The sequence below is a fragment of the Streptomyces sp. NBC_00400 genome, from assembly GCF_036048035.1.
In the GTDB taxonomy this organism is placed as follows: Bacteria; Actinomycetota; Actinomycetes; order Streptomycetales; family Streptomycetaceae; genus Streptomyces.
Map to the genome: position 1 here is coordinate 7746931 of NZ_CP107940.1, position 21717 is coordinate 7768647.

22 protein-coding genes are annotated in these 21717 nt (G+C 69.3%); 8 read left to right on the forward strand and 14 right to left on the reverse strand.

Annotated features, from left to right (window positions below; genetic code table 11):
- Window positions 1-49: 49 nt before the first annotated feature.
- From OHS81_RS34065 to OHS81_RS34110, 10 genes are all read right to left on the reverse strand, one after another.
- A complete protein-coding gene (locus tag OHS81_RS34065) occupies window positions 50-1111 on the reverse strand; it encodes an SRPBCC family protein (protein ID WP_328389727.1) in 1062 nt (353 codons plus the stop codon).
- Window positions 1104-1628, reverse strand: coding sequence for a hypothetical protein (locus tag OHS81_RS34070; RefSeq protein ID WP_328389729.1), 525 nt, complete (start codon window positions 1626-1628; stop codon window positions 1104-1106). Before OHS81_RS34070 ends, OHS81_RS34065 begins: the two co-directional genes overlap by 8 nt.
- A 114-nt stretch (window positions 1629-1742) precedes the next feature.
- Window positions 1743-2000 carry a gas vesicle protein GvpG gene (locus tag OHS81_RS34075; protein WP_328389731.1) on the reverse strand — a complete coding sequence of 86 codons (258 nt, stop codon included), beginning with the start codon at window positions 1998-2000 and terminating at the stop codon, window positions 1743-1745.
- A 20-nt stretch (window positions 2001-2020) separates the two neighbouring features.
- Window positions 2021-2734, reverse strand: coding sequence for a GvpL/GvpF family gas vesicle protein (locus OHS81_RS34080; RefSeq protein ID WP_328389733.1), 714 nt, complete (start codon window positions 2732-2734; stop codon window positions 2021-2023).
- Between the two features lie 2 nt (window positions 2735-2736).
- A complete protein-coding gene (locus OHS81_RS34085; protein ID WP_328389735.1) occupies window positions 2737-3186 on the reverse strand; it encodes a gas vesicle structural protein GvpA in 450 nt (149 codons plus the stop codon).
- Between the two features lie 76 nt (window positions 3187-3262).
- Window positions 3263-3589: a gas vesicle protein GvpO gene (locus OHS81_RS34090; RefSeq protein WP_328389737.1), complete on the reverse strand. Its 327-nt coding sequence runs from the start codon at window positions 3587-3589 to the stop codon at window positions 3263-3265.
- A 439-nt stretch (window positions 3590-4028) separates the two neighbouring features.
- Window positions 4029-4679, reverse strand: coding sequence for a nucleotide exchange factor GrpE (gene grpE / locus OHS81_RS34095; protein WP_328389739.1), 651 nt, complete (start codon window positions 4677-4679; stop codon window positions 4029-4031).
- On the reverse strand, window positions 4676-6592 hold the full coding sequence (gene dnaK, locus OHS81_RS34100) for a molecular chaperone DnaK (protein WP_328389741.1): 1917 nt from the start codon (window positions 6590-6592) through the stop codon (window positions 4676-4678). Before dnaK ends, grpE begins: the two co-directional genes overlap by 4 nt.
- Window positions 6593-7049: 457 nt before the next feature.
- Window positions 7050-8114, reverse strand: a complete 1065-nt coding sequence (locus tag OHS81_RS34105; protein ID WP_328389743.1) for a type III polyketide synthase — start codon at window positions 8112-8114, stop codon at window positions 7050-7052.
- A gap of 283 nt (window positions 8115-8397) precedes the next feature.
- Window positions 8398-9606, reverse strand: a complete 1209-nt coding sequence (locus OHS81_RS34110; protein ID WP_328389745.1) for a cytochrome P450 — start codon at window positions 9604-9606, stop codon at window positions 8398-8400.
- A 378-nt stretch (window positions 9607-9984) separates the two neighbouring features.
- On the opposite strand from OHS81_RS34110, the gene OHS81_RS34115 reads away from it, so the two are divergent.
- The 4 genes from OHS81_RS34115 to OHS81_RS34130 all read left to right on the forward strand — a co-directional run bounded on the left by OHS81_RS34115 (window position 9985) and on the right by OHS81_RS34130 (window position 15305).
- Complete coding sequence (locus tag OHS81_RS34115; protein WP_328389747.1) at window positions 9985-10590, forward strand: helix-turn-helix domain-containing protein; 606 nt, start codon at window positions 9985-9987, stop codon at window positions 10588-10590.
- A gap of 280 nt (window positions 10591-10870) precedes the next feature.
- On the forward strand, window positions 10871-12031 hold the full coding sequence (locus OHS81_RS34120; RefSeq protein WP_328389749.1) for an EfeM/EfeO family lipoprotein: 1161 nt from the start codon (window positions 10871-10873) through the stop codon (window positions 12029-12031).
- Window positions 12032-12036: 5 nt separating this feature from the next.
- Window positions 12037-13287: an iron uptake transporter deferrochelatase/peroxidase subunit gene (gene efeB / locus OHS81_RS34125; RefSeq protein ID WP_328391621.1), complete on the forward strand. Its 1251-nt coding sequence runs from the start codon at window positions 12037-12039 to the stop codon at window positions 13285-13287.
- Between the two features lie 170 nt (window positions 13288-13457).
- Window positions 13458-15305, forward strand: a complete 1848-nt coding sequence (locus tag OHS81_RS34130) for a phospholipase C (protein WP_328389751.1) — start codon at window positions 13458-13460, stop codon at window positions 15303-15305.
- A 40-nt stretch (window positions 15306-15345) separates the two neighbouring features.
- Here OHS81_RS34130 and OHS81_RS34135 read toward each other — a convergent pair whose 3' ends face one another.
- The gene (locus OHS81_RS34135; RefSeq protein WP_328389753.1) at window positions 15346-15750 is read right to left on the reverse strand and encodes a VOC family protein; all 405 of its coding nucleotides are present in this window, start codon (window positions 15748-15750) and stop codon (window positions 15346-15348) included.
- Between the two features lie 145 nt (window positions 15751-15895).
- On the opposite strand from OHS81_RS34135, the gene OHS81_RS34140 reads away from it, so the two are divergent.
- Window positions 15896-16273, forward strand: coding sequence for a hypothetical protein (locus OHS81_RS34140; protein ID WP_328389755.1), 378 nt, complete (start codon window positions 15896-15898; stop codon window positions 16271-16273).
- 105 nt (window positions 16274-16378) lie between these two features.
- Here OHS81_RS34140 and OHS81_RS34145 read toward each other — a convergent pair whose 3' ends face one another.
- From OHS81_RS34145 to OHS81_RS34155, 3 genes are all read right to left on the reverse strand, one after another.
- Window positions 16379-16693 carry an SCO5918 family protein gene (locus OHS81_RS34145; protein WP_328389757.1) on the reverse strand — a complete coding sequence of 105 codons (315 nt, stop codon included), beginning with the start codon at window positions 16691-16693 and terminating at the stop codon, window positions 16379-16381.
- Between the two features lie 53 nt (window positions 16694-16746).
- Window positions 16747-18255 carry a DEAD/DEAH box helicase gene (locus OHS81_RS34150; RefSeq protein ID WP_328389759.1) on the reverse strand — a complete coding sequence of 503 codons (1509 nt, stop codon included), beginning with the start codon at window positions 18253-18255 and terminating at the stop codon, window positions 16747-16749.
- Between the two features lie 344 nt (window positions 18256-18599).
- Window positions 18600-18803 (reverse strand): cold-shock protein, encoded by a 204-nt coding sequence (locus tag OHS81_RS34155; RefSeq protein WP_042152846.1) that lies wholly within the window; start codon window positions 18801-18803, stop codon window positions 18600-18602.
- A gap of 723 nt (window positions 18804-19526) precedes the next feature.
- Here OHS81_RS34155 and OHS81_RS34160 point away from each other — a divergent pair.
- The 3 genes from OHS81_RS34160 to OHS81_RS34170 all read left to right on the forward strand — a co-directional run bounded on the left by OHS81_RS34160 (window position 19527) and on the right by OHS81_RS34170 (window position 21642).
- Window positions 19527-19808, forward strand: a complete 282-nt coding sequence (locus tag OHS81_RS34160) for a helix-turn-helix domain-containing protein (RefSeq protein WP_328391623.1) — start codon at window positions 19527-19529, stop codon at window positions 19806-19808.
- A 158-nt stretch (window positions 19809-19966) separates the two neighbouring features.
- Window positions 19967-20863, forward strand: coding sequence for a universal stress protein (locus OHS81_RS34165; RefSeq protein ID WP_328389761.1), 897 nt, complete (start codon window positions 19967-19969; stop codon window positions 20861-20863).
- A gap of 155 nt (window positions 20864-21018) precedes the next feature.
- On the forward strand, window positions 21019-21642 hold the full coding sequence (locus tag OHS81_RS34170) for a CBS domain-containing protein (protein ID WP_328389763.1): 624 nt from the start codon (window positions 21019-21021) through the stop codon (window positions 21640-21642).
- Window positions 21643-21717 lie beyond the last annotated feature (75 nt).

The following is a 21717-nucleotide window of genomic DNA, read 5'->3' on the forward strand; positions in this document are numbered from 1 at the left end:
GTCTGTGCGGTCGCGGTCGCGGTCGCTGTCGTGGTCGCGGTCGGGACGGTCAGCGGGCAACGGCGGCACGGCGGCCCCGGCGGGGTGCCGGCGGCTCGTCCTCGTCGTACGGGTCCCGTTCGTCCGCCGGGTCGTCGTCCTGGTCGAGGGGTTCCGTGTGGTCGTCGGGCTCGTCGAGCGGTTCCCCGTGGTCGTCGTGTTCGTCGACGGGCTCTTCGAAGTCGTCTTCGTCGCCGTCATCGTCGCCTTCGGTGTCCTCCCGGTCCTCCTCCTCCGCCGTGACGGCGTCATCGTGCTCGACCACGACCTCGCCGTCCTGGATCTCACCGCGCCAGCCATCCGTGGCCTCGCCGCGCAGCATGATGAATTTGCGGTAGAGCTTGAGGTCCAGCCGGGCCCGGCGGCCCTGGGCGCGCCAGATATTGCCGGTCTTCTCGAACAGCCCCTTGGGGAAGTACTCGAGAACCAGCAGCACCCGGGTCAGGTTGTCGGTGAGGCGGTGGAAGGTCACCACACCCTTGACCGTGCCCTTCGCACCTTCGGTGGTCCAGCTGATCCGCTCGTCGGGCACCTGCTCGGTGACATTGGCCCGCCAACTGCGGGTGGACTTGGCGACCTTCACCTTCCAGTTGCTGCTGGTGTCATCGGATTTCTCGACACTGACGACGCCCTTGGCGAAGGTGCTGAATTCCTGGAACTGCGTCCACTGGTCATACGCCTCGCGTACGGGAACACCCACATCGATGTCCTCGACGATCGTCACGCTCTTGGACTTGCCGCCGCCGCCCTTGCGGCCCTTGTCGAACAGGCTCTTCACCTTGTCCTTGACGGTGTCCTTGAGGTGGGAGGCGCCCGCGGTCAGCGCCGCCTGCTGTGGCGACTTGCCCTCGCCGAGAGCCTTGCCGCCCTTCGCCAGACTGCTCACCAGGCCACCGGCGCCCTGACCGGGTTCGGCGAGTTTGCCGACGCTCTCGCCCAGCTTGCGGCCGAGGCTGGTGACCGCGTGTTCCGCCCGTGCCTGGAGGTAGTGCTGCAGCTCCTCCTTGAGCTGGTCGGCCGCCGCGCTCTTGGTCACCTCGTCCTTGATCTTGCTGAAGGTCGACTCAGCCATTACTGCCCCCACGGTCGGCAACCGTGCGCGCCGCGCCGGAAGCCTTGTGCGAGGCCTTGTTACGGGCACCGGAAGCGGTCTTGCGCCCCGGGGCGGTGGAGGTGCGTCCCCGGGAGGACGCGGCCTTTCCCGAAGTCTTGGCCGCACTCGACGCCGAGCTCCGCGCCTTGGAGGACCGGTCGGTGGCGGTCGGCTTCTCGGCCGATGCCGGTTTCGTGGCCGATTTGGTGGCCGATTTGGTGGCCGTCTTCGTGGCGGACTTCGTGGACGAGCGCCCGGCACCGTCCGTCCCGCCCTCGTCCAGGGCCAGGGTCCGCTCGTGCAGGGAGTCGGCGAGGCCGTTCATCCGCTGGTTGAGCGCCGCGCCGGCGGCCGACTTCGTGGCGTCCACCAGCTCCTTGCGCACCTGGTCGTTGAGGGGACCGAGAACCGGTGAGCCGGCCACCCAGGCGCCCAGTTGCCGCGGGTCCGGATTCAGTTTCTTGCCGGCCAGGAACATGCCCAGGCCGATAGCCATCTTGGCTTTCTTCGTGCGCCCCAGTAGGTAGCCCCCTACGAGGGCCACACCTATCTTGGCGTTGCTCATCATCTCTCGTACACCTCGTTCTCCCCGTGATCGTTCTCCCCGTGATCAGGAGTCGGTACGTAGTCGTTGCTGGTTGGCCTCCAGCCACTCCAGCCGGTCCAAGAGCTCGTCCTCGCGGGAGTCGAACTCATCGCTCGTGATGCTCCCGTCCAGCAACTGCTGTTCCAGCGCGGCCAGTTCCTCCCGCACCGGCTCCGGGTCGTAGTACTCACGCTCCGCGGTGAGCAGCACTTGGTCCAGGACCCAGACCGTGCCCCGCACCGGGGCGACCGGCAGCGTCAGGAACTGCGTGATGAGGCCCATGACGGATCTCCGCCCGCCCGTCAGACGAAGCTGTACGGCGGCAGCGGGCCGTGCAGACTGAAGGTGTAGACGTCTCCGCGCCGTTCGGCTTCCGTGTGGACCGCTTCGGAGAACGCCGCTGCCTTCTCCTGTTCGACGAGGAACGACACATTGAGGAAGTGGCGCTTGGCCGGTTCGACGTTCGCGGTGCGCACCGCAGCCGGAGCGAGCCGGGCCACGATGTCCGTACGGGCACGGTCGTGGCGGGCCTCGACCTCCTGCGAAATCAGCTCGCCCAGGGCCACCTTGGTGTCGTAAGCGTCCGGATTCTGCCGGGTACGGTCGTTGAGCTGCTGCACCTCGGCGGACTCCCGCACGACCTCCCGCAGCAGGTCGTCCTCGTCGCGTGCGACCTTGAGGTGGTACTCGCGGCAGCCGTCGATCTCCTTGAGGCGCTGGGTGTAGGTGTCGCGGTGTTCCTCCAGGGCGGAGACCACCTGCGCGTCGTCGGGGCCGACCAGACCGAAGCGCATGGGGAGGGCGGCACCGTCGGCAAGCAGACGTTCCTGGACGCTCTGGTGGGCCGCCACATCGCGGCGCTTGGCCCGCAGCCCGTCCGGTGCGTCGCTGACCACCGCGCACAGGTGCTTCGTCTTGACGGTGCGCAGCCGTGCCGCCGGGTCACCGACACCGTTGACGTCGGACAGCTGCAACGGGTGCTCCGCGCCGGTGATGGCATAGAGGTAGGTCGCCATGGTCAGTCCTCCCGACGGCGGGCCGTGCGACGGCTGGTGGAGCCGGCGGATTTACGCGCCGGGCGTTCTTCCGCCTCCTCCTCGGAGCCCTCCTGGCCCTTGTGCAGGGAGTCGGTGAATGCCTCAACGGCGCCGGTCAGTGCGCCCTTTGACTTTCCTTTGGCGCCGCTCTCGGTTGCCTCACCGACCAGATCGGTGAGCTGGCTCGGTGCCTTGCGGCCCGATTCCAGGTCCAGACGGTTGCACGCCTCGGCAAAGCGCAGATACGTGTCCACGCTTGCGACGACGACGCGTACGTCAATCTTGAGAATTTCGATGCCGACGAGGGAGACGCGCACAAAGGCGTCAATGACAAGTCCGCGGTCGAGAATCAGCTCAAGGACATCGTAGAGATTTCCCGAACCGGCCCCGCTGCTGCTGGTCGGTGCGTGGGATTGCTGAATGGCTGTCACGGTCGATCGTCCCTTCCAGTTGACTGGAGCGGGTCATGGGGCCGTCACGTCATGGCCGGGCCGAGCGGTGGCCGCATCATCGGTCGATCTGGCCGCGCCCATATCGGCGAGTGCGCTCGTATCCCAGGAGCTGGCCCTGTGCGTCGAGGTGAACGCGGTAGGAAGCCATGACGCTTGCGGTGTCCGGAACCCTTTCGATCTCCACCACTTCCACATCCGCCGACCAGCCGTCGTCGGTGGCCTTGAGTGCCGACACCGAGCCGGGCTCGCACTGCAGCATCCGGGCAAGTTGCCCCGAAGCGTGGCGCATTGCTGTGGGGGCGGCGATCCGCTCGGGTCCGCCGTTGTGTGCTTCTTCCTTGCGGTCCGTTTCCTTGCGGTCCGTGTTTTCCTCGGTCGCCATGATCCCGCCTGTCGTGCGTCGTAGGGTTTTTGTCGAAGTACGGTGGATGTCTGTGGCGATGGAGGACCGCGTGCCCCCGGGAATCTCACCTATGCGCAGCCGCCCGCAGTGGACGGAATTCCGTCCCGGTGAAGGCATGATCCGCCGATCAGCTCGTCGATCACTCCACGGACCCGACGCGACCGGACCGGAACCCCCTGATGTCTGATCCGGTTCCTGGGCCCCGTTCCTGTCGCCCGCTCCGGCCTGCGAGGGAAAGGGGAGCGGGGGCGGACCGCCACGCGAATTCCCGTGATGCGGAACTGATGCGGAGCGGAAATTCAGGGGCGCGGGCGCCCGGCACGGACCGTGCCACGCCATGACGGAAAACCGGCCCTTCCGCCGTGGCGCCACGGCGGAAGGGCCGGTGAGAAGGTCCGGTGGTCCGGCCCGGAGGGTGCTACGACCCGGCGGGCGGTTTGCCGGCCACGGTCACCTGCGCGGGACGCAGCAGGTGGTCGCCCACCCGGTAGCCCTGGCGGAGGACCGCGGTGCAGACGGGCTCTTCCCGCTGGTCGTCGGGGGTGTAGGTGACGGCCTCGTGGATCAGCGGGTCGAACGGGGCGCCCGCCGTACCGAAGGGCTGGAGGCCCAGCGCCCCCAGCTCGGTGTGCAGAGCCTCGGCGACGCGCTGGAAACCACCGGTCACCTCGCCCTGCTCACCGGCCTCGGCAAGGGCGTCGAGTACGGGCAGCAGCCGGCTGAGCACATTGGCCACGGCGATCTCGCCGACCGCCAGGCGGTCGCGGTGGACCCGCTTGCGGTAGTTGTCGTACTCGGCCTTCAGCCGCTGAAGATCGGCCGTACGCTCCTGGAGCTCGGCGCGCAGCACCACGTCCTGCGACGCCGGCCGCGCGGCGGCCTCGTCCTGGCGGGACGGCCGACCGGGGTCCCGGCCCTCCCCGGGCGGCCTCCCCGTGTCGTCCTGCGCGGGCCGTTCCTCGGCCTGGGCGGCGTGGGGCGGGACCGGTCCGGCGGGTTCCTCCTGCCGGTGCCCCACGAGAGCCGGCGGCGGCTGCGGGAGGTCACGGATGTGGGTCGGACGGTTCATCGTGTGCTTCCCTCCTGCTTGTCGTCATCGACGATCTCCGCATCGACGACATCGTCCTGCTCGCCGGAGGCTGCGCCCGATCCGCCCTCGCCGGAGCCACCTGCCCCCTCGGAACCCTGCGCGGATCCCTGGGCCTGAGCCTGCGACTGGGCGTCGGCGTACATGGCCTGGCCCAGCTTCTGGGAGACGGTCGCGAGCTTTTCGGAGGCCGTACGCAGCTCCGCGGTGTTGTCCCCGTCGGCGGACTCGGCGGCCTTCAGCTTCTCCTTGACCTCACCGATCGCGGTCTCGACCTCGGTCTTGACCTCGCCGGGGACCTTCTCCTCGTTGTCCTTGAGGAACTTCTCCGTCTGATAGACCAGTTGCTCGGCCTGATTGCGGGTCTCCGCGGTCTCCCGCCGGCGGCGGTCCTCCTCGGCGTGGTGCTCGGCGTCGCGGACCATCCGGTCGATGTCGTCCTTCGGCAGCGAGGAGCCGCCGGTGACGGTCATCTTCTGCTCCTTGCCCGTGCCCAGGTCCTTGGCCGTGACGTGCATGATGCCGTTGGCGTCGATGTCGAAGGAGACCTCGATCTGCGGGACCCCGCGGGGGGCCGGCGGCAGACCGGTCAGCTGGAACATCCCGAGCTTTTTGTTGTACGCCGCGATCTCGCGTTCGCCCTGGTAGACCTGGATCTGCACGGAGGCCTGGTTGTCCTCGGCCGTGGTGAAGATCTCGGACCGCTTGGTCGGGATCGTGGTGTTGCGTTCGAGGAGCTTGGTCATGATGCCGCCCTTGGTCTCGATGCCGAGGGACAGCGGGGTGACGTCCAGCAGGAGGACGTCCTTGACCTCACCCTTGAGGACACCGGCCTGCAGGGCGGCGCCGACGGCGACGACCTCGTCGGGATTGACACCCTTGTGCGGATCCTTGCCGGTCAGCTCCTTGACCAGTTCGGTCACCGCGGGCATGCGGGTCGAGCCGCCGACCAGGATCACATGATTGATGTCGGAGACCTTGATCCCGGCGTCCCGCACCGCATTGTGGAACGGGGTCTTGCAGCGTTCGAGGAGATCGGCGGTGAGCTGCTCGAACTGCGAGCGGGTGAGCTTTTCGTCCAGGTGCAGGGGCCCGTCGGCCGACGCGCTCAGATACGGCAGATTGATCGTGGTCTCGGTCGCCGCGGACAGTTCGATCTTGGCCTTCTCGGCGGCCTCCCGCAGTCGCTGGGTGGCCATCTTGTCCTGGGACAGGTCGATGCCGTAGGCGTTCTTGAACTGCTTGGTGAGGTAATCGACGATCCGCTGGTCCCAGTCGTCGCCGCCCAGGTGGGTGTCGCCGTTGGTGGCCTTCACCTCGACGACGCCGTCGCCGATGTCCAGCAGCGAGACGTCGAAGGTGCCGCCACCGAGGTCGAAGACCAGAATGGTCTGGTCGTTCTCCTTGTCGAGGCCGTAGGCCAGCGCCGCGGCGGTCGGCTCGTTGACGATCCGCAGCACCTTCAGGCCCGCGATCTCGCCGGCCTCCTTGGTGGCGGTGCGCTGGGCGTCATTGAAGTACGCCGGAACGGTGACCACCGCATCCGTCACGTCCTCGCCCAGGTATTCCTCGGCATCGCGCTTGAGCTTCTGCAGCACCCGCGCGGAGATCTCCTGTGCGGTGTACCGCTTGCCGTCGATGTCGCCGCTGTCCGGGAAACGCCACTGCGCCTCGCCCATGTGGCGCTTGACCGACCGCGCGGTGCGGTCGACGTTGGTCACGGCCTGCCGCTTGGCGATCTCACCCACCAGCACTTCGCCGCCCTTGGCGAACCCGACCACCGACGGGGTGGTCCGGGCCCCCTCGGCGTTGGTGATCACGATGGGCTCACCGGCCTCCAGCACGCTGACCACCGAGTTCGTCGTACCAAGGTCAATACCCACTGCACGCGCCATGGTCTTCTCCTCGTCTTGCGGCCGACTCCAGGTGCCGGCGCCGCCCGGCACCGGGACCCGACGCCCGCAGGCCCCTGGCGGACGCCGGACCGGAGCGCCCAGGTCGCCCCGCGGCTTCCCCGGCACGCCCTCTCACCTGCTGATATGGAGGGCGAGCCGGTACCTCGTCGTCCGTATGAATCGTGCATGAAACGTGTCGGCGTATATATCAAGATATTCCTCTTCAAGGCATATACACGGTATACGTCATTGCTGCCCTGCTCCCGCCGGCTGCCGCAGTCGGGTGGCTCCGGTGGCGGATGCCGGCCGGGGACATGCCTGACCGGCCGGGACATGCCCGGCCGGACGGAGGGAGGGAAGAGGGTCATGACGGCCACCGGCGGCGGACGGCGGAACGGATACGCGCTCCGCCCGGTGCGCCCGGCGGCTCACCTGCCGGGCGCACCGGGCGGTCGGGTCATGCCGCCGGCGCAGGGGCGGAGGACCAGGTGCCCAGGGCCATCTCGGCGGTGATCCCGGGACCGAAGCCGGCCAGCAGCCCGCGCTGGCCGTCGAGGGCCGACGCTTCGTCGAACATGCGCGCCAGGGCGTCGAGCACCACCGCGCTGGCGATGTTGCCGTACTCGGTCAGCGTCGCGCGGCTGAAGCGGAACGCCTCCGGAGGAACCTCGAGGAAGCGGCAGAGGTCGTCCAGGATGCGCGGACCGCCCGCGTGGACGATGTAGAAGTCCAGCTCGCCCGCGTCCCAGTGGTGCTGCTCCGCGACGGCGCGCAGGGCGGGGGCGAGCGGTTCCATGGTCCCGGGTACGCGCTTGTCCAACTGGAAGTGGAAGCCCGTGGACCGGATCGCGTAGGAGATCCAGTCCTCGGTGTTCGGGATCAGGTACGAGCCGTTGCGCTCCAGCCGGACACCGGTGCCACCGCTCCCGCGGACCACGGCGGCGGCGACCGCGTCACCGAAGAGGCCGTTCGACAGCAGCGAACCCACACCCAGGTCGGTGGGCTGGTAGCACAGCGAGCAGAACTCACACGCGACGATCAGCACGTTGGCGTCGGGGTACGCCGTGCAGAAGTCATGTGCCCGGTTGACCGCCGCGCCCCCTGCCGCGCAGCCGAGTTGGGCTATCGGCATCTGCCGGGTCTCCGACCGGAAGCCCAGAGTGTTGATGAGCCAGGCGGTCAGGGCCGGCATCATGAAGCCGGTGCAGGAGACGTAGACGATGAGGTCGATCTCCTGCGGCTCCAGCTCGGCCTGGTCGAGTGCCTTGCGGACCACAGCGGGAACGCGGGCCTTGGACTCCTCTTCGTAGACCGCGCTACGGGCGTCGAGCCCCGGATGCTTGAGTACCTTGTCGATCGGCTGGATCAGATGCCGCTTGAGGACGCCGGTGTTCTCGATCAGCCGCAGGATCAGTCTCAGCTGCGTGTGGTCCTTGTGCAGCCGTTGCGCGAGTTCGAGGGTGTCGTCTTGGGTGATGACGTATTCAGGGACTGCGATTGCTGGTTTGCACAGAACCGCCATGAGATGCACTCCTTGCAGACTGTGGCCCCCTCAGGGATTCCCTGCGCTGAATTCGAGTCATTTTCCTTTTCGGCCGGTGGTATGCGTCGCGGTAACTCGCCCATTCAGAGCGGGCGAAGGAACCGTAGGCGGATCCGGTGGTTCGAAAAGGGCGACCCCGGAAGGGAATCGAGCGGGCCAGCCGTCGAAGAATGAACTCTCCCCGTGCTGGTGGATTGATCTTTCCGAGTAGTAACCGTACGCCAGGCGGGTGGAATCTGCATTTTGCGGCCGTGGCCCACCGTTACCAAGTGACCGGCAGCTCCAGCGGATAGCGCCAGATCGAGGTGGTGTTCCAGCGGATTTCCTCGGCCGGCTTTGCCAGCCGGAGTTCCGGGAAGCGGTCGAGGAGGGCTTTGAGGGCGACTTCCAGCTCCGTGACCGCGAGCGGGGCACCCAGACAGTGGTGTCCGCCCCAGCCGAACGTCATGTGGGCGGTGCGGCCCTCGCGTTCCAGGTCCAGTTCGTCGGGCCGGTCGAACTTCCGGCTGTCCCGGTTGGCCGTCAGATAGGAGACGTGCACGATGTCCCCGGCCCGGATCGTCACTCCGCTCAGCTCCACGTCCTCGGTGGCGACGCGGGGGATGCCGACGCCCTTGCGGAAGGGGATGAACCGCAGCATTTCGTCGATCGCCTGCGGAAGCATCTCGGGACGGGAGCGCAGCATCGCGAGCTCCTCGGTCCGGGTGAGCAGCGTGTAGGCGAGGTTGCCGATCTCGTAGGTGGTGGTGTCCTGGCCGGTGATGAGCAGGACCATGGCCATCACGGTGAGTTCCTGGTCATTGAGGATCTCATCCCCGTCACGAGCGGTGGCCAGGGCGCTGATCAGGTCTTCTCCCGGGTGCTGACGCCGCTTCGCCGTCAGGGTCTCGAAGTAGGCCCGCATATCGGCCTTGGCCCGGACGGCGCGCTCCCGGTTCTCGACGGTGACGTTCATCATGGTCCGGGCGTGTGCGCGCAGCTGTGCCTGGTCGCGCTCGGGGATGTCGAGGACCTCGCAGATCGTCGTCAGGGGCAGCGGGTTCGCCAGGCTCTCCATCAGGTCGCCGGGCGGACCCTGCGCGGCCATCCGGTCCAGCAGCCCGTCCACGACATGCTGGGTGCGGGCCCGCATGCGCTCCACGTGACGCGGGGCGAACGCCTTGGACACCAGGCTCCGCAAGCGGCTGCTGGCGGGCGGGTCCATCACGTTGATCGCCTCGTCCTGGACGATCGGCTCAGGCGTCATACGGGGAAAGTCCCGGCCGATGACGGCGCTCCGGCTGAAGCGCCGGTCGGTTGTCACCGTGCGTACGTCGTCGTACTTGGTGACGAGCCATGCCTCGCCCTCCCCGTGGGGCAGCCGGATGCGGGCGACCGGTTCTTCGGTCAGCAGGCGCTTGAGCGTCGGATCGAATTCCAGGCCCTCCGCATAGTCGAACGGGCAGTTCCAGACGTGAGGTCCGGGTTCCATGGTGAGCTCCCGACGTGAGAAGGGACGAGTGAATTCACCGCCTGCGAAGAAAGACCGGGCGCACGCATGCGGTCGTATCGGGCCGCCGGCCAGAAAGATCCAATTCATCCCGTTCAGCGAAAAGCGGAGATGCGGGGGCGGCTTCTACTTCCTGTGCGGGCAAGGACCTGACGGAGGCCTTTGTCCTGCCGTTCCACAGTGACTTACGGACAGTGGTGGGTGGTCGGTGTGGTGCGCCAATCGGGTGATCTCTCCGGTTCCTGCCCGGTGGGGTCCGGTGTGTACCGGCGCGGAAGCCGGTCGACGCCGGGGCGGAGCCGGTGAGGTGTGCCCCTCGCCGACTTGACAAACGTTATTGCCGGGACGGCAAATGGAGTCATGGCGGACGATGACATTCCCGGTGTGCTCAACGCGGTCGGCCCGCGGCTACGGGCCCTGCGGAAGGAGCGCGGTGCCACCCTGGCGCAGCTGAGCGAGGTCACCGGCATCTCGCTCAGCACCCTTTCGCGTCTGGAGTCCGGACAGCGCAAACCGACCCTCGAACTCCTGCTCCCGCTCGCCAAGGCCCACGGAGTGCAGCTCGACGAGCTGGTCGGGGCACCGGCCACCGGCGATCCCCGGGTCCATCCGCGCCCTTTCACCCGCAACGGACAGACCTTTGTGCCGCTGACCCGCCACCTCGGCGGTCTGCACGCCTTCAAACACATCCTCCCCGCCGGGAGAGCCACCGGCACACGGCCTGAACTGCGCACACACGAGGGCTACGAGTGGCTTTACGTCCTTTCCGGCCGGCTGTGGCTGGCTCTCGGTGAACACGACCTCGTCCTCACCTCCGGTGAGGCCGCCGAATTCGACACCCACACCCCGCACGGCTTCGCCAACGCCGGGCCGCATCCCGTGGAATTCCTCAGCCTCTTCGGGGCACAGGGCGAGCGGATGCACGTCCGCGCCTCCCCGCCCGCGCCGCACCCCGGCTCCGCCTGACCGGACCGGCCCGGCGCCGAAGTCGCGCAAACGGCAACGGACCGATGAACCACCAGGAAAATCTTGGCATCTCTTCCGGGGAAAGCGTGTTCGGGCGCACCGCGCTGTCTAGCATGTGCAGCGTTGTCGTCGGCCCTGGCGGAATGCTCCGGGCCGCGGCCCTTTCCTCATCCTGCGCCACGTCCGTCATCGCGTGGTGGGAACGACCCCCGGGAGGCTCGGAGTGCCGTGGACCGGTCCCGGGAAGCTGCGGTCCCCTCGTGTCCGGTGGAGCGGGGGTGTGGTCCTGGCCGGCGGGCTGCTGACGGCGCTGGTGCTGTCCGGTGACCCGGAGGACACCGCGGGGCAGGGGCAGGCCGCCGCGACGGACGGACTGCGGCACACCACCGTCGAGGTGTCGCCGGGCGGGTGCGGCCGGGGATGGGACAACCCCCGTCCCGGCACCCAGGTCTTCGATCTGCACAACACCTCCGCCGCGGCGGCCGAGGTCTCTCTCAGGTCCCCGCGCAGCGGCGCGGTGTACGGCGAGGTGGAGGGCATCGGCCCCGGAACCACGCGGCACCTGCGGGTCCGGCTGGGCCGCGGCTCGTACGCCTTCAGGTGCCTGCCGGACGACGCCGACGCGGTCACGGGCCCCACGGTCCGTATCGACGGTGGCGGTCAGGCCGGCCCCGCGGCCGCCCCGGTCACCGAGCACGATCTGATCCCCCCGGCGCTGGACTATCAGAAGTGGGTCGCGAGCGGCCTGGACGATCTCGTCGGCCGGACCGGGACCCTGCGGGCCGCCCTCGCGCGCGGGGACCTGGCGGCAGCCCGGGACGCCTGGCTGCCCGCGCACCTCGCCTACGAACGGCTGGGCGCGGCATACGGGGCCTTCGGCGACGCGGACCAGCAGATCAACGGCACGAGCGCCGGTCTGCCGGACGGCGACCGCGACCCGGAATTCACCGGGTTCCACCGCATCGAATACGGGCTGTGGCACGGGCAGTCCGCCGACTCCCTGCGCGCACCGGCGGCCGCTCTCGACGACGCGGTGCGGGGGCTGCGGGACGACTGGGCGCAGACGCGGATGGAGCCGGCGGACCTCGGCCTGCGGGCACACGAGATCCTGGAGAACACGCTGCAGTCCGAGCTGACCGGACGGACCGACTACGGCAGCGGCAGCACCCTCGCCACCGCCCGCGCCCACCTCGACGGAACCCGGGCCGTCCTCACCCGGCTGCGCCCCCTGCTGGTGACCCGGTACCCCGGCCTGCCGCACGTGGAGCGCGAGTTGAGCCGGACACAGCGGCTGCTCGACGGCTTCCGGAAAGACGGACGGTGGCCGGCGCTGAGCCATCTGGACCGCACGCAGCGGGAGCGGATCGACGCGGTGTTCGGAGACCTGGTGGAACGGCTGGCGTCGGTGGCGACGCTGTGCGAGGCACGGAGAACGGTGTGAAGGACATGAGCGGTGTCGGCCGACGGGGATTCCTGAGGGGAGCGGCGCTCGCCGGGGCCGGACTCGCGGCCGGTGGTGCCGCATCCGACGACGGCCCGTACCAGGCCGGTGCACCGGCCCTGATGACCGGCCCCGGGCCGGGCGCCGGGGCCGCCCCACGGGTGCCCTTCCACGGCCCGCGTCAGGCCTCGGTGCTCGCGCCGCCCCGCCGGGTCACGGCGTACACCGCGTTCGATGTGACGGCGCAGAACCGCCGGGAACTGGCCGAGCTGATGCGTACCGTCACCGCACGCGCCCGGTTCCTGACCGGCGGCGGGATACCGGCGTCGGTCGGCATCACCGGTCCGCCCACCGACTCGGGCCTCCTGGGCGCCCAGGTCCCCGCGGGCGGGCTGTCGGTGACCCTCGCCGTGGGCGCGTCGCTGTTCGACGACCGGTTCGGGCTGCACGGGCGTGCGCCGCGCCGGCTGACCACCATGCCCTCCTTCCCCGACGACGACCTGCAGCCCGACTGGTGCCACGGCGACCTGAGCCTCCAACTGTGCGCGGACGACACGGACACCGTGCTGCACGCCCTGCGTGATATCGCCCGGCACACCCGGGGCGGTATGCAGGTGCGCTGGCGGCTGGACGGTTTCACCAGCCCGCCCCGGCCGTCCGGAACGCCGCGCAACCTCATGGGCTTCAAGGACGGCACGGCCAACCCCGATGCCCGCGCAGCCCGGGAGATGGACCGCCTGGTGTGGGTCGGGGCGCGGGACGGTGAGCCGGAGTGGGCGGTCGGCGGCAGCTACCAGGTGGTGCGGCTGATCCGCATGCTGGTGGAGTTCTGGGACCGGGTGTCGCTGACCGAACAGGAGCGCATGTTCGGCCGCTCCCGGGAGACCGGGGCGCCGCTGGACGGCGACCGGGAACACGACGCCCCCGACTATTCCGGCGACCCCAAGGGCGAGGTGATCCCCCTGGACAGCCATATCCGGCTGGCCGATCCACGCACCCCGTCCAGCGCCGGTCAGCGGATCCTGCGCCGGGCCTACAACTACGACAGGGGCGTGGACAGCAACGGCAATCTCGATATGGGCCTGCTGTTCTGCTGCTACCAGCGCGACCTCGCCCGCCAGTTCGAGACCGTACAGCGAAGGCTGGCCGGCGAGCCGTTGACGGACTACATCTCGCCCTTCGGGGGCGGCTACTTCTTCGCGCTGCCGGGCGTGCGCGAGGAGAAGGACTGGTACGGCCGGGCCCTGCTGGCCTGACCGGCGCACGCCGTGGCCTTCGAAGGGTCAATACCCGGTCAAGGTTTGTCCTGGCATACCTGACTCACTGTTCACGCCGGCGTCATGATGGCTCTGCCGGACCGCCGTCCGCCCGGCAGAGCATCCCGCCGTACAGCACCATCACGTCCCGGCCCGGAGGGTGAACCAGCATGGTCAGTAGGGGAAGACGAGCAGCGATACGGCGTCTGGGGGCCCTCACGGGTGCCGCGGCCCTCACGGTCCTGGGCGCGGGTACGCCCTCATGGGCCGCCGGGCCGCAGCACCCCGATTCCTCCCGTACCGCCACCCCCGTCAAGCACGTGGTCGTGCTCTTCGACGAGAACATCTCGTTCGACCACTACTTCGCGACCTATCCGAAGGCCGCCAACACCGACGGCACCAAGTTCACCGCCTCCCCGCACACGCCGCGGGACATCGACAACCTGCGCACCGCCGGGCTGCTGAAGCACAACCCCAACCAGTACGCGCCCAAGCGGCTCACGCCACAGCAGGCCATGACCTGCGACCAGACCCACGACTACGGGCCCGAGCAGTACGCGTACAACGGCGGCAAGGCCGACCGGTTCGTCCAGAACACCGACTCCGGCAAGTGCTCCGGCGGTCTCTTCGGCGAGCCCGGCCTGGTGATGGACTACTACGACGGCAACACCGTCACCGGCCTGTGGAACTACGCCCAGCACTACTCCCTCAACGACCGATCCTTCAGCTCGGTCTACGGCCCCTCCACACCGGGCGCGCTCAACCTGGTCTCCGGACAGACCCACGGCGTCGTCTCCATGGATCCCGCCTCCGGCACCGAAACCCCCCGGCAGACCGCCACCCCCGACCCGTACGCCGTGCAGTCACCCGACGCACGGGGCGTCGGCACGATGATCAACGACCCGGACCCGGCATACGACGACTGCTCCAATAAGGACCACACCGGCAAGAACGCGGTCGCCGCCATGAAGGGGCGCAACATCGGCGACGTCCTCAACTCCCGCCATGTCAGCTGGGGCTGGTTCCAGGGCGGCTTCCGTCCCAGCACCGGATGGGACGGCAAGCCGGACCACTACGCCAAGTGCGGCGGGACCACGCACACCAACGTCGGGGGAGCGGCGGTCGTCGACTACAGCCCGCACCACGCGCCGTTCGAGTACTACAAGTCGACCTCCAACCCGCACCACCTGCCGCCGAAGAGCGTCGACGAGGTCGGCCACGCCGGGCGGGCCAACCACAACTACGACCTGAGCGACTTCGACGCCGCCCTCAAGGCGGGCAAGCTGCCGGCCGTCAGCTTCCTCAAGGCCCCCGAGTACCAGGATGCCCACGCGTCCTACTCCGACCCGGTCGACGAACAGCACTTCCTCGTCGACCGGATCAACCGCATCCAGCAGTCGCCGCAGTGGAAGGACACCGCCATCGTCGTCGCCTATGACGACTCCGACGGCTGGTACGACCACGCCTTCGCCAAGCCGCGCAACGGTTCCAAGGACACCTCCACCGGCTCCAACGGCAAGGCCACCGACAGCCCCGCCTGCCAGGCGGGTCCCGCGGCCGCCGGCGGCTATCCGGACCGCTGCGGCCCCGGCACCCGGCAGCCGCTGCTGGTCATCTCCCCGTACAGCAGGGTCAACAAGATCGACCACACCCGGACCGAGCAGACCTCGATCATCAAGTTCATCGAGAACAACTGGCACACCGGCCGGATCGGTGATGCCTCCTTCGACGCCCGGGCCGGCTCACTGAACGGCATGTTCGACTTCCGCCACCCCAACAACAAGCAGGTGCTGCTCAACGCGGACGGCTCGGTCAAGTCGGTCGGCCCGGTCCGGCATGTCGCACCGGTCGCCACGACCATCGACCCGGGAGCCTCGCTGCAGAACCTGGCCTCGGCCGGCGAACCGTCCGGCTTCCCCCTGCTCCCGGTGGGCGTCGGCGCGGCCGTGGTCGCGGCAGGCGCCACCGGCACCTTCCTGGTACTGCGCCGGCGCAAGGAGCACCACCGGACCGCCTGATCCGTGCGGACGAGGCCCCGCGGCCCGGTGACGGCGCGCTTCAGTTCGCCTGCCCCAGGGAGTGCCCTTCGCTCGCGGCGAGTACAAAGGGGTGGCCCGCGGGGTCCGAGTAGCGGCGGGCGTCGTAGGGCCCGCCGTTCTCCCGGGTCTGCAAGGGCCGTGCCCCCAGGCTGACCGCCTCGCGCTCCGCCTCGTCCATGTTGTCCTGCGGGACGAGAAAGTGCAGATGCGCTTGTTGTGAGTCATCGGGCCGGGGCCAACTCGGCGGCGCCGCGCCGCGGTCCCGCCGTATCGCGAGATGGACGGTGTCGCCTTCGACGACTTCGATGTAGTCCGGGCTGGTCCCGACCCGCACTTCCCCGCCGAGGAATTGTGCGTAGAAATCCGCCAGCGCCGCGTGCTCCGCGCAATCCAGTACCAGGACGCTGGTCTTGGCTATGGCCATCCGCCGCTTCCCTTCCTGCCGACGGGCACCTCGCCCGCCCCTACGGACGGGTACCCCGTAAGGGCTCCGGCACTCCGGGGGAAGCGGCGCGGCTCTCGCGCGCGTGTGCTGCCAAGTGCCGGTCACGGCAGTAAAGTCTGCTGCCATGTCGAAGCCCGACGAACTGCTCGTCGACATCGCCGCCATGGTGGAGTCGGAGCAGAGCAACCAGATGTCTCTCACCGTTGCGGTCCAAGGCGCCGTCCTCACCGGGCGGTTGGCACCCGAGGCCGTGTGGCGGCAGCGCGTGGCCGAGGTCCTTGAGGAGTCGGAACGGCTGGGGCCGTTCTCCTCGCTCTTCTCCTCAGCCGGTACGCACTCCCGCTCGCCCCACCGGAGCGGTCCGCCCACGCATCTGCACTTCCATGTGGCGAGGATCCTGCAGGGCAGCTTCGGCCTGCCCGAGACCGGCGGGATGTACCGCGTCGCGATCGAGGATGTGGGCGCCTGGACGGTGGGCGACTTCCGCTACTCCGACCGCTGATCGCTGACGCATCGCCAGACGGCATAACGGCATGACGTCATGAGCCGTGACGGTGACGTCATGCCTCGGTGACGTCATGCCGTCATGCCGCTGTGTACCGGGGTGTCAGCTTTCCGGATTCCAGTCAGGGGATGCCGGGGCCTGGAGCAGGTCCGACGCCTCCTCGAGCGGGGTGCGGGCGGCCGGGGTCGCGGAGCGACAGGTGAAGCCGAGACGGGTCAGCGCCCGGGTCACCTCGCCGGCGGAGAAGTCACGACGGTCCTGCCGGGTGATGATCTCCCCGACCTGCTTGACGGGGTAGTGACGGGTGCCGATCTGCACGGACTCACCCGTGATGGGTTCGGGCTTGATGCCCTTCATCGCGTCCTGCACCTCGGTCTTGATCAAGTCGAAGGGGAAGCGGGCGATGACGACGCGCATAGTGCCTCTTCAGGGTCGAGGAGAAGCCGGAAACGGGTGGGCGGAGCTGGTGGTCATGACGCCTTGCCGCCGGACCGCTGCCGCGGGGACGCACCGGTCGCGGCCCGGGGCGATCCGGTGGAGCGACGGGCCTGGGCGGAGCGGCTGCGGCGGCCGCGCGTGGAGGAGCCGCTGCGCTTGGGGCGCTCGACGACCGGTGCGGCGATGGTGACGGGAACCCCTGAAGGTGCCTGGGCGCCGGTGATGCGGCTCAGTTCGGCCTCCCCGGAGCGGACCTGGGTGGACTGCGGGGTGATGCCCGCGTCGGCCATCAGACGGTCCATTTCGCGGCGCTGGCTGGGCAGGACGAGGGTGACGACGCTGCCGGACTCGCCGGCCCGGGCGGTGCGGCCACCGCGGTGCAGGTAGTCCTTGTGGTCCGTGGGCGGGTCGACGTTGACGACGAGGTCGAGGTTGTCGACGTGGATGCCGCGGGCCGCGACGTTGGTGGCCACCAGGACCGTGACGTGGCCGGTCTTGAACTGGGCCAGGGTCCGGGTGCGCTGGGGCTGGGACTTGCCGCCGTGCAGTGCCGCGGCGCGCACACCGTTGTTCAGCAGGTGCTTGGTGAGCTTGTCCACGGCGCGCTTGGTGTCCAGGAACATGATCGACCGGCCGTCACGGGCGGCGATCTCCGTCGTGGTGGCGTGCTTGTCGGCGTCGCGGACATGCAGCAGGTGGTGCTCCATCGTGGTGACGGCGCCTGCCGAGGGGTCGACGGAGTGGACCACGGGGTCGGTCAGATAGCGCCGGACCAGAAGGTCGACGTTGCGGTCCAGGGTGGCCGAGAAGAGCATCCGCTGCCCCTCGGGACGGACCTGGTCGAGCAGAGCGGTGACCTGGGGCATAAAGCCCATGTCGGCCATCTGGTCGGCCTCGTCCAGCACGGTGATGGCGACCTGGTTCAGGTGGCAGTCACCACGGCCGATGAGGTCCTTGAGCCGTCCGGGCGTCGCGACGACCACTTCGGCCCCGGCGCGCAGTGCGCTCGCCTGCCGGCCGATCGACATCCCGCCGACGACGGTGGCCATCCGCAGCGTCAGTGACCGGGCGTAGGGGGTGAGCGCATCGGTGACCTGCTGCGCCAGCTCGCGGGTGGGGACCAGCACCAGGGCGAGCGGCCGCCCGGGTTCGGCGCGCAGGCCGGCGGTACGGGCCAGCAGGGCCAGACCGAAGGCGAGCGTCTTGCCCGAGCCGGTGCGCCCACGGCCCAGAACGTCGCGCCCGGCCAGCGAGTTCGGCAGGGTGGCGGCCTGGATCGGGAACGGGGCCGTCACCCCTTCCGCGGTCAGCGACGCCAGCAGCGCGGGCGGCATGTCCAGTGCGGCGAAGTTCTCGGCCGGGGGCAGTGCGGGGGTGTGGGTGACGGGCAGCGCGAACTCTTCCGGCCGTGCGGCGGGCCGGCGCCGCTTGGCGCCGGACCGGTTCGACGCCTGCGAGCGGTAGCCGCCGCGGCCGGAGCCGGCGGAGCCGTTGGAACGGTTCCGGGCGGAGCGGTCGTTCGGGCGAGCTGTGCGGTTCATGAAGAACCTTCCTCGATGCGGTACGTCGAAGAATTCCCGGCAGCTGTCAGCCACACACAAAAGAATCGCAGCACGGACCGTAGAAAACAGATGGAACGAGGCGGGGCGGAATCGACCGCCGACGCGTGAAAAAGTGCCGCCGCAAAGGGAGGCGGACACGGTGCCGGAGCACCGGACTGGACGGGCTGCCGTGCTGCCGCAGCAGGCTGCGGTTTCGGCGCCGAACAGGCTGCCCCTTGTCGCTCGTGCGGCCGCGACGGCACGCACAGCGCATTCCGCAAAGGGCAACGAGCTGGGGCCCGCACCCAAGGTGCGGGCCCCAGCTGCGGTGTGACGCGTCAGTGTCAGGCGGGGAGAATGTTCTCGGCCTGCGGGCCCTTCTGGCCCTGCGTGACGTCGAAGGTCACCTTCTGGCCCTCCTGCAGCTCACGGAAGCCCTGGGTGGCGATGTTCGAGTAGTGGGCGAAGACGTCAGCGCCGCCGCCGTCCTGCTCGATGAAGCCGAAACCCTTTTCCGAGTTGAACCACTTCACGGTGCCAGTAGCCATGTCATATCTCCTTCGGGGCAGTGCCCGGGGCCGCACTGTGCGGACCCCGCGTCGCCGCGATGATTGCCCCTCCGGAAAACCGGAAATACAAAAGCATTCCTCGCCGGCCTGGAAAGCCGGCGAGGTAGCGTCAAGTCTTTGGGAACCACAACTGCAACTGAGATCGACACTAGCACGGCACCGGCGGCCCTGCGCGGCTGTTGCTCCCGCCCATTCCAGCCGGAAAAATCCCCACCGGCCCGGCAGGTATTTCTGTCGTTGCGGCACCAGATATTCGCCATCGGCGCACCGGCTCTCCGGCCGGGAAGCGCAGTCCGCCACCTGCTCCCGCCCGCCTGGCTCCCGTGCACAGCCGGTCCCTCCTCGCTCCTTCCCCGCCAGTCGGCCCCCGTCACTCCGATCGGATCGTGGCGACGCCGGAAATCTATGTCGGCCGCGTTAGACATTCGAAATCCCTGTGGTTAACATTTCTCTTGTAGTCAACGAAAGTGCCTGCTGTTGCGGTATGCCCCGCCGGGGTATCCGGGACCCGGAGCGGCAACGGTCCCGGCCGGGCAAGTCCGGCCGGTGCGCGGTGCCGGCAGAGGGTGTTGACGACCTCAGGGCCCGGTGCCGTATGCGCCAGGGCCCTTCGACGCGTCCAGCAAAGAGGTGCACGTGACCCCAGAGCCCCGCCCGCATGTCACCGACAAGTTCGATGACGATGACTTCCCCGCTTACACCATGGGGCGTGCCGCGGAGATGATCGGCACGACGCCCGCCTTCCTGCGGGCGGTGGGCGAGGCCCGGCTCATTACTCCGCTCCGCTCCGAGGGCGGCCACCGCCGTTACTCCCGCCACCAGTTGCGGATCGCCGCGCGCGTCCGCGAACTCGTCGGCCAGGGAACCCCGGTCGACGCCGCCTGTCGCATCGTCACCCTCGAAGACCAACTCGACGAAGCCCGGCGGCTCAACGAAGAACTCCGCAAGGGCCCGGCCGGCCCGGGCCCGTCCGCCGGCCCCTGACGGCAGCCGGCACCCACGGCCCGCGGACGGTCCGCACGGCAGGCGGGCCTGGTGTCACCGTGCCGCAGCCGCGGGACCCGTACGGCCTGGCAGGCTGCGGCGATCGGGGCCACGATGGGGACGTGGGGCGGAGACGTCGTACCCGGTCGGAGGCGGCCATGGAGCCGGAAGTCATCACCGTGGGACTCGACGGTTCGCCGGAGAGCCTGGCGGCCGCGCACTGGGCCGCTGACGAAGCGGACCGGCGGCAGTGGGTGCTTCGGCTTCTCCATGCGTGGATACTGCTGGCCGCCGAGGCGCCGCACACGCCCGCGGACCGGGACCGGAACGCCGGTGCCCGGGCGGTCGTGCGCCGGGCCCGGGACGAGGTGAGCGAACGCCATCCCGGTCTGCAGATCATCGAGGACCTGGTGGGGGCGGAGGCCGAACCGGCGCTGCTGGGCGCGGCCGGCGATTCGCGGATGGTCGTGCTCGGATCGCGGGCGCTCGGGCCCTGGGAGAGCTATGTACTCGGCGATGTGAGCCTGAACGTGGTGGGCCGGGCCAAAGGGCCGGTCGTTCTCGTCCGGGAGGCGGGCGGGCGCGCGAAACCACCGCGTCACGAACCGCCGGACGGCCCGCCGGCCCCCGAAGCGAGGATCGTCGCGGGCCTCAGTCTGAACGGCCCGTGCGAGCGGATGCTCGGCTTTGCCTTCGACGCCGCGGCGAGCCGGGGGCTTTCGCTGCAGGCCGTCCACGGGCGCCCGCTCCCCGTGTACGCCTATACCCCGTGGGGCCTGGACCCCGATGCCGCGACGGAACTCACCAAGGAAGCGGATGCCGAGCTGCAGGACACGCTGCGTCCGTGGTGTGAGCGATTCCCCGAGGTGCCGGTGCAGCGGACCGTTCTGCCGGAGAGCCCGACCCGAGCCCTGGTCCAGTCGGTCTTCGGGGCCGAACTGCTGGTGGTCGGCCGCAAACTGCACCGGCCCCCGCTCGCGCCACGCGTCGGCCCGGTGGCGCATGCCGCCATCCACCATGTGACCTGCCCGATCGCGGTGGTGCCGCACGAATGACCGTTCCCTGCGATCGCGCGTGGCCGAGGACGCGCCGGACGCGTCGGGCCCTGCGCACACCGCACCGGTGCGAGGCAGGCTTGTCCGTACCGGATTCCCCGCCCGTGAGGCCGGTGAGATCCGGCCCGTGCACCACCCGGAGGGACTGGCCGAAGATGAGGCACCGCAGCGTCGCCGACCTGATGACACCCCACGCCGTCGTCGTCCAGCGGGGCACTCCGTTCAAGGAGATCGCCCACCTGCTCGACGAGTACGACATCACCGCCGTCCCGGTCCTCGATGAGGACGAGCGGCCGGTGGGTGTGGTGTCCGAGGCCGATCTGCTGCGCAGGCAGCTCGCCAAGCTCGGGGCGACCACCGCCGAAGCGATCATGACGAGCCCCGCCGTGGTGGCCCGACCCGGGTGGAGCGTCGTCGAAGCGGCCAGGACGATGGAGAAGAAGAAGGTCAAGCGGCTGCCCGTGGTCGATGACACCGGCCGTCTCATCGGTGTGATCAGCCGCAGCGACCTGGTGCGGCTGTTTCTGCGCCGGGACCGCGCCATCCAGGAGGAGGTGCTGGAGGAGGTGCTGACGCGGACGCTCGGGGTGTCCCCGTCCGCGGTCACGGTCGATGTCGCGGAGGGCACGGTGACGCTCACCGGCACGGTGGACCACAAGAGCCTTGTCCCGATTGCCGTGCGGCTGTGCGAAAGCGTCGACGGGGTCGTCGAGGTGGTCGACCGGCTCGCCTACCTGCGGGATGACACCTCCGGGCAGGAGCTGGAGGCTTCGGAGTAGAGCGCGGAGCCGGCAAGCCATTCCTCGGCAGGTGGTGCCGCACGGTCGGCGAAACGTCCTGGTTCGCGCAATATC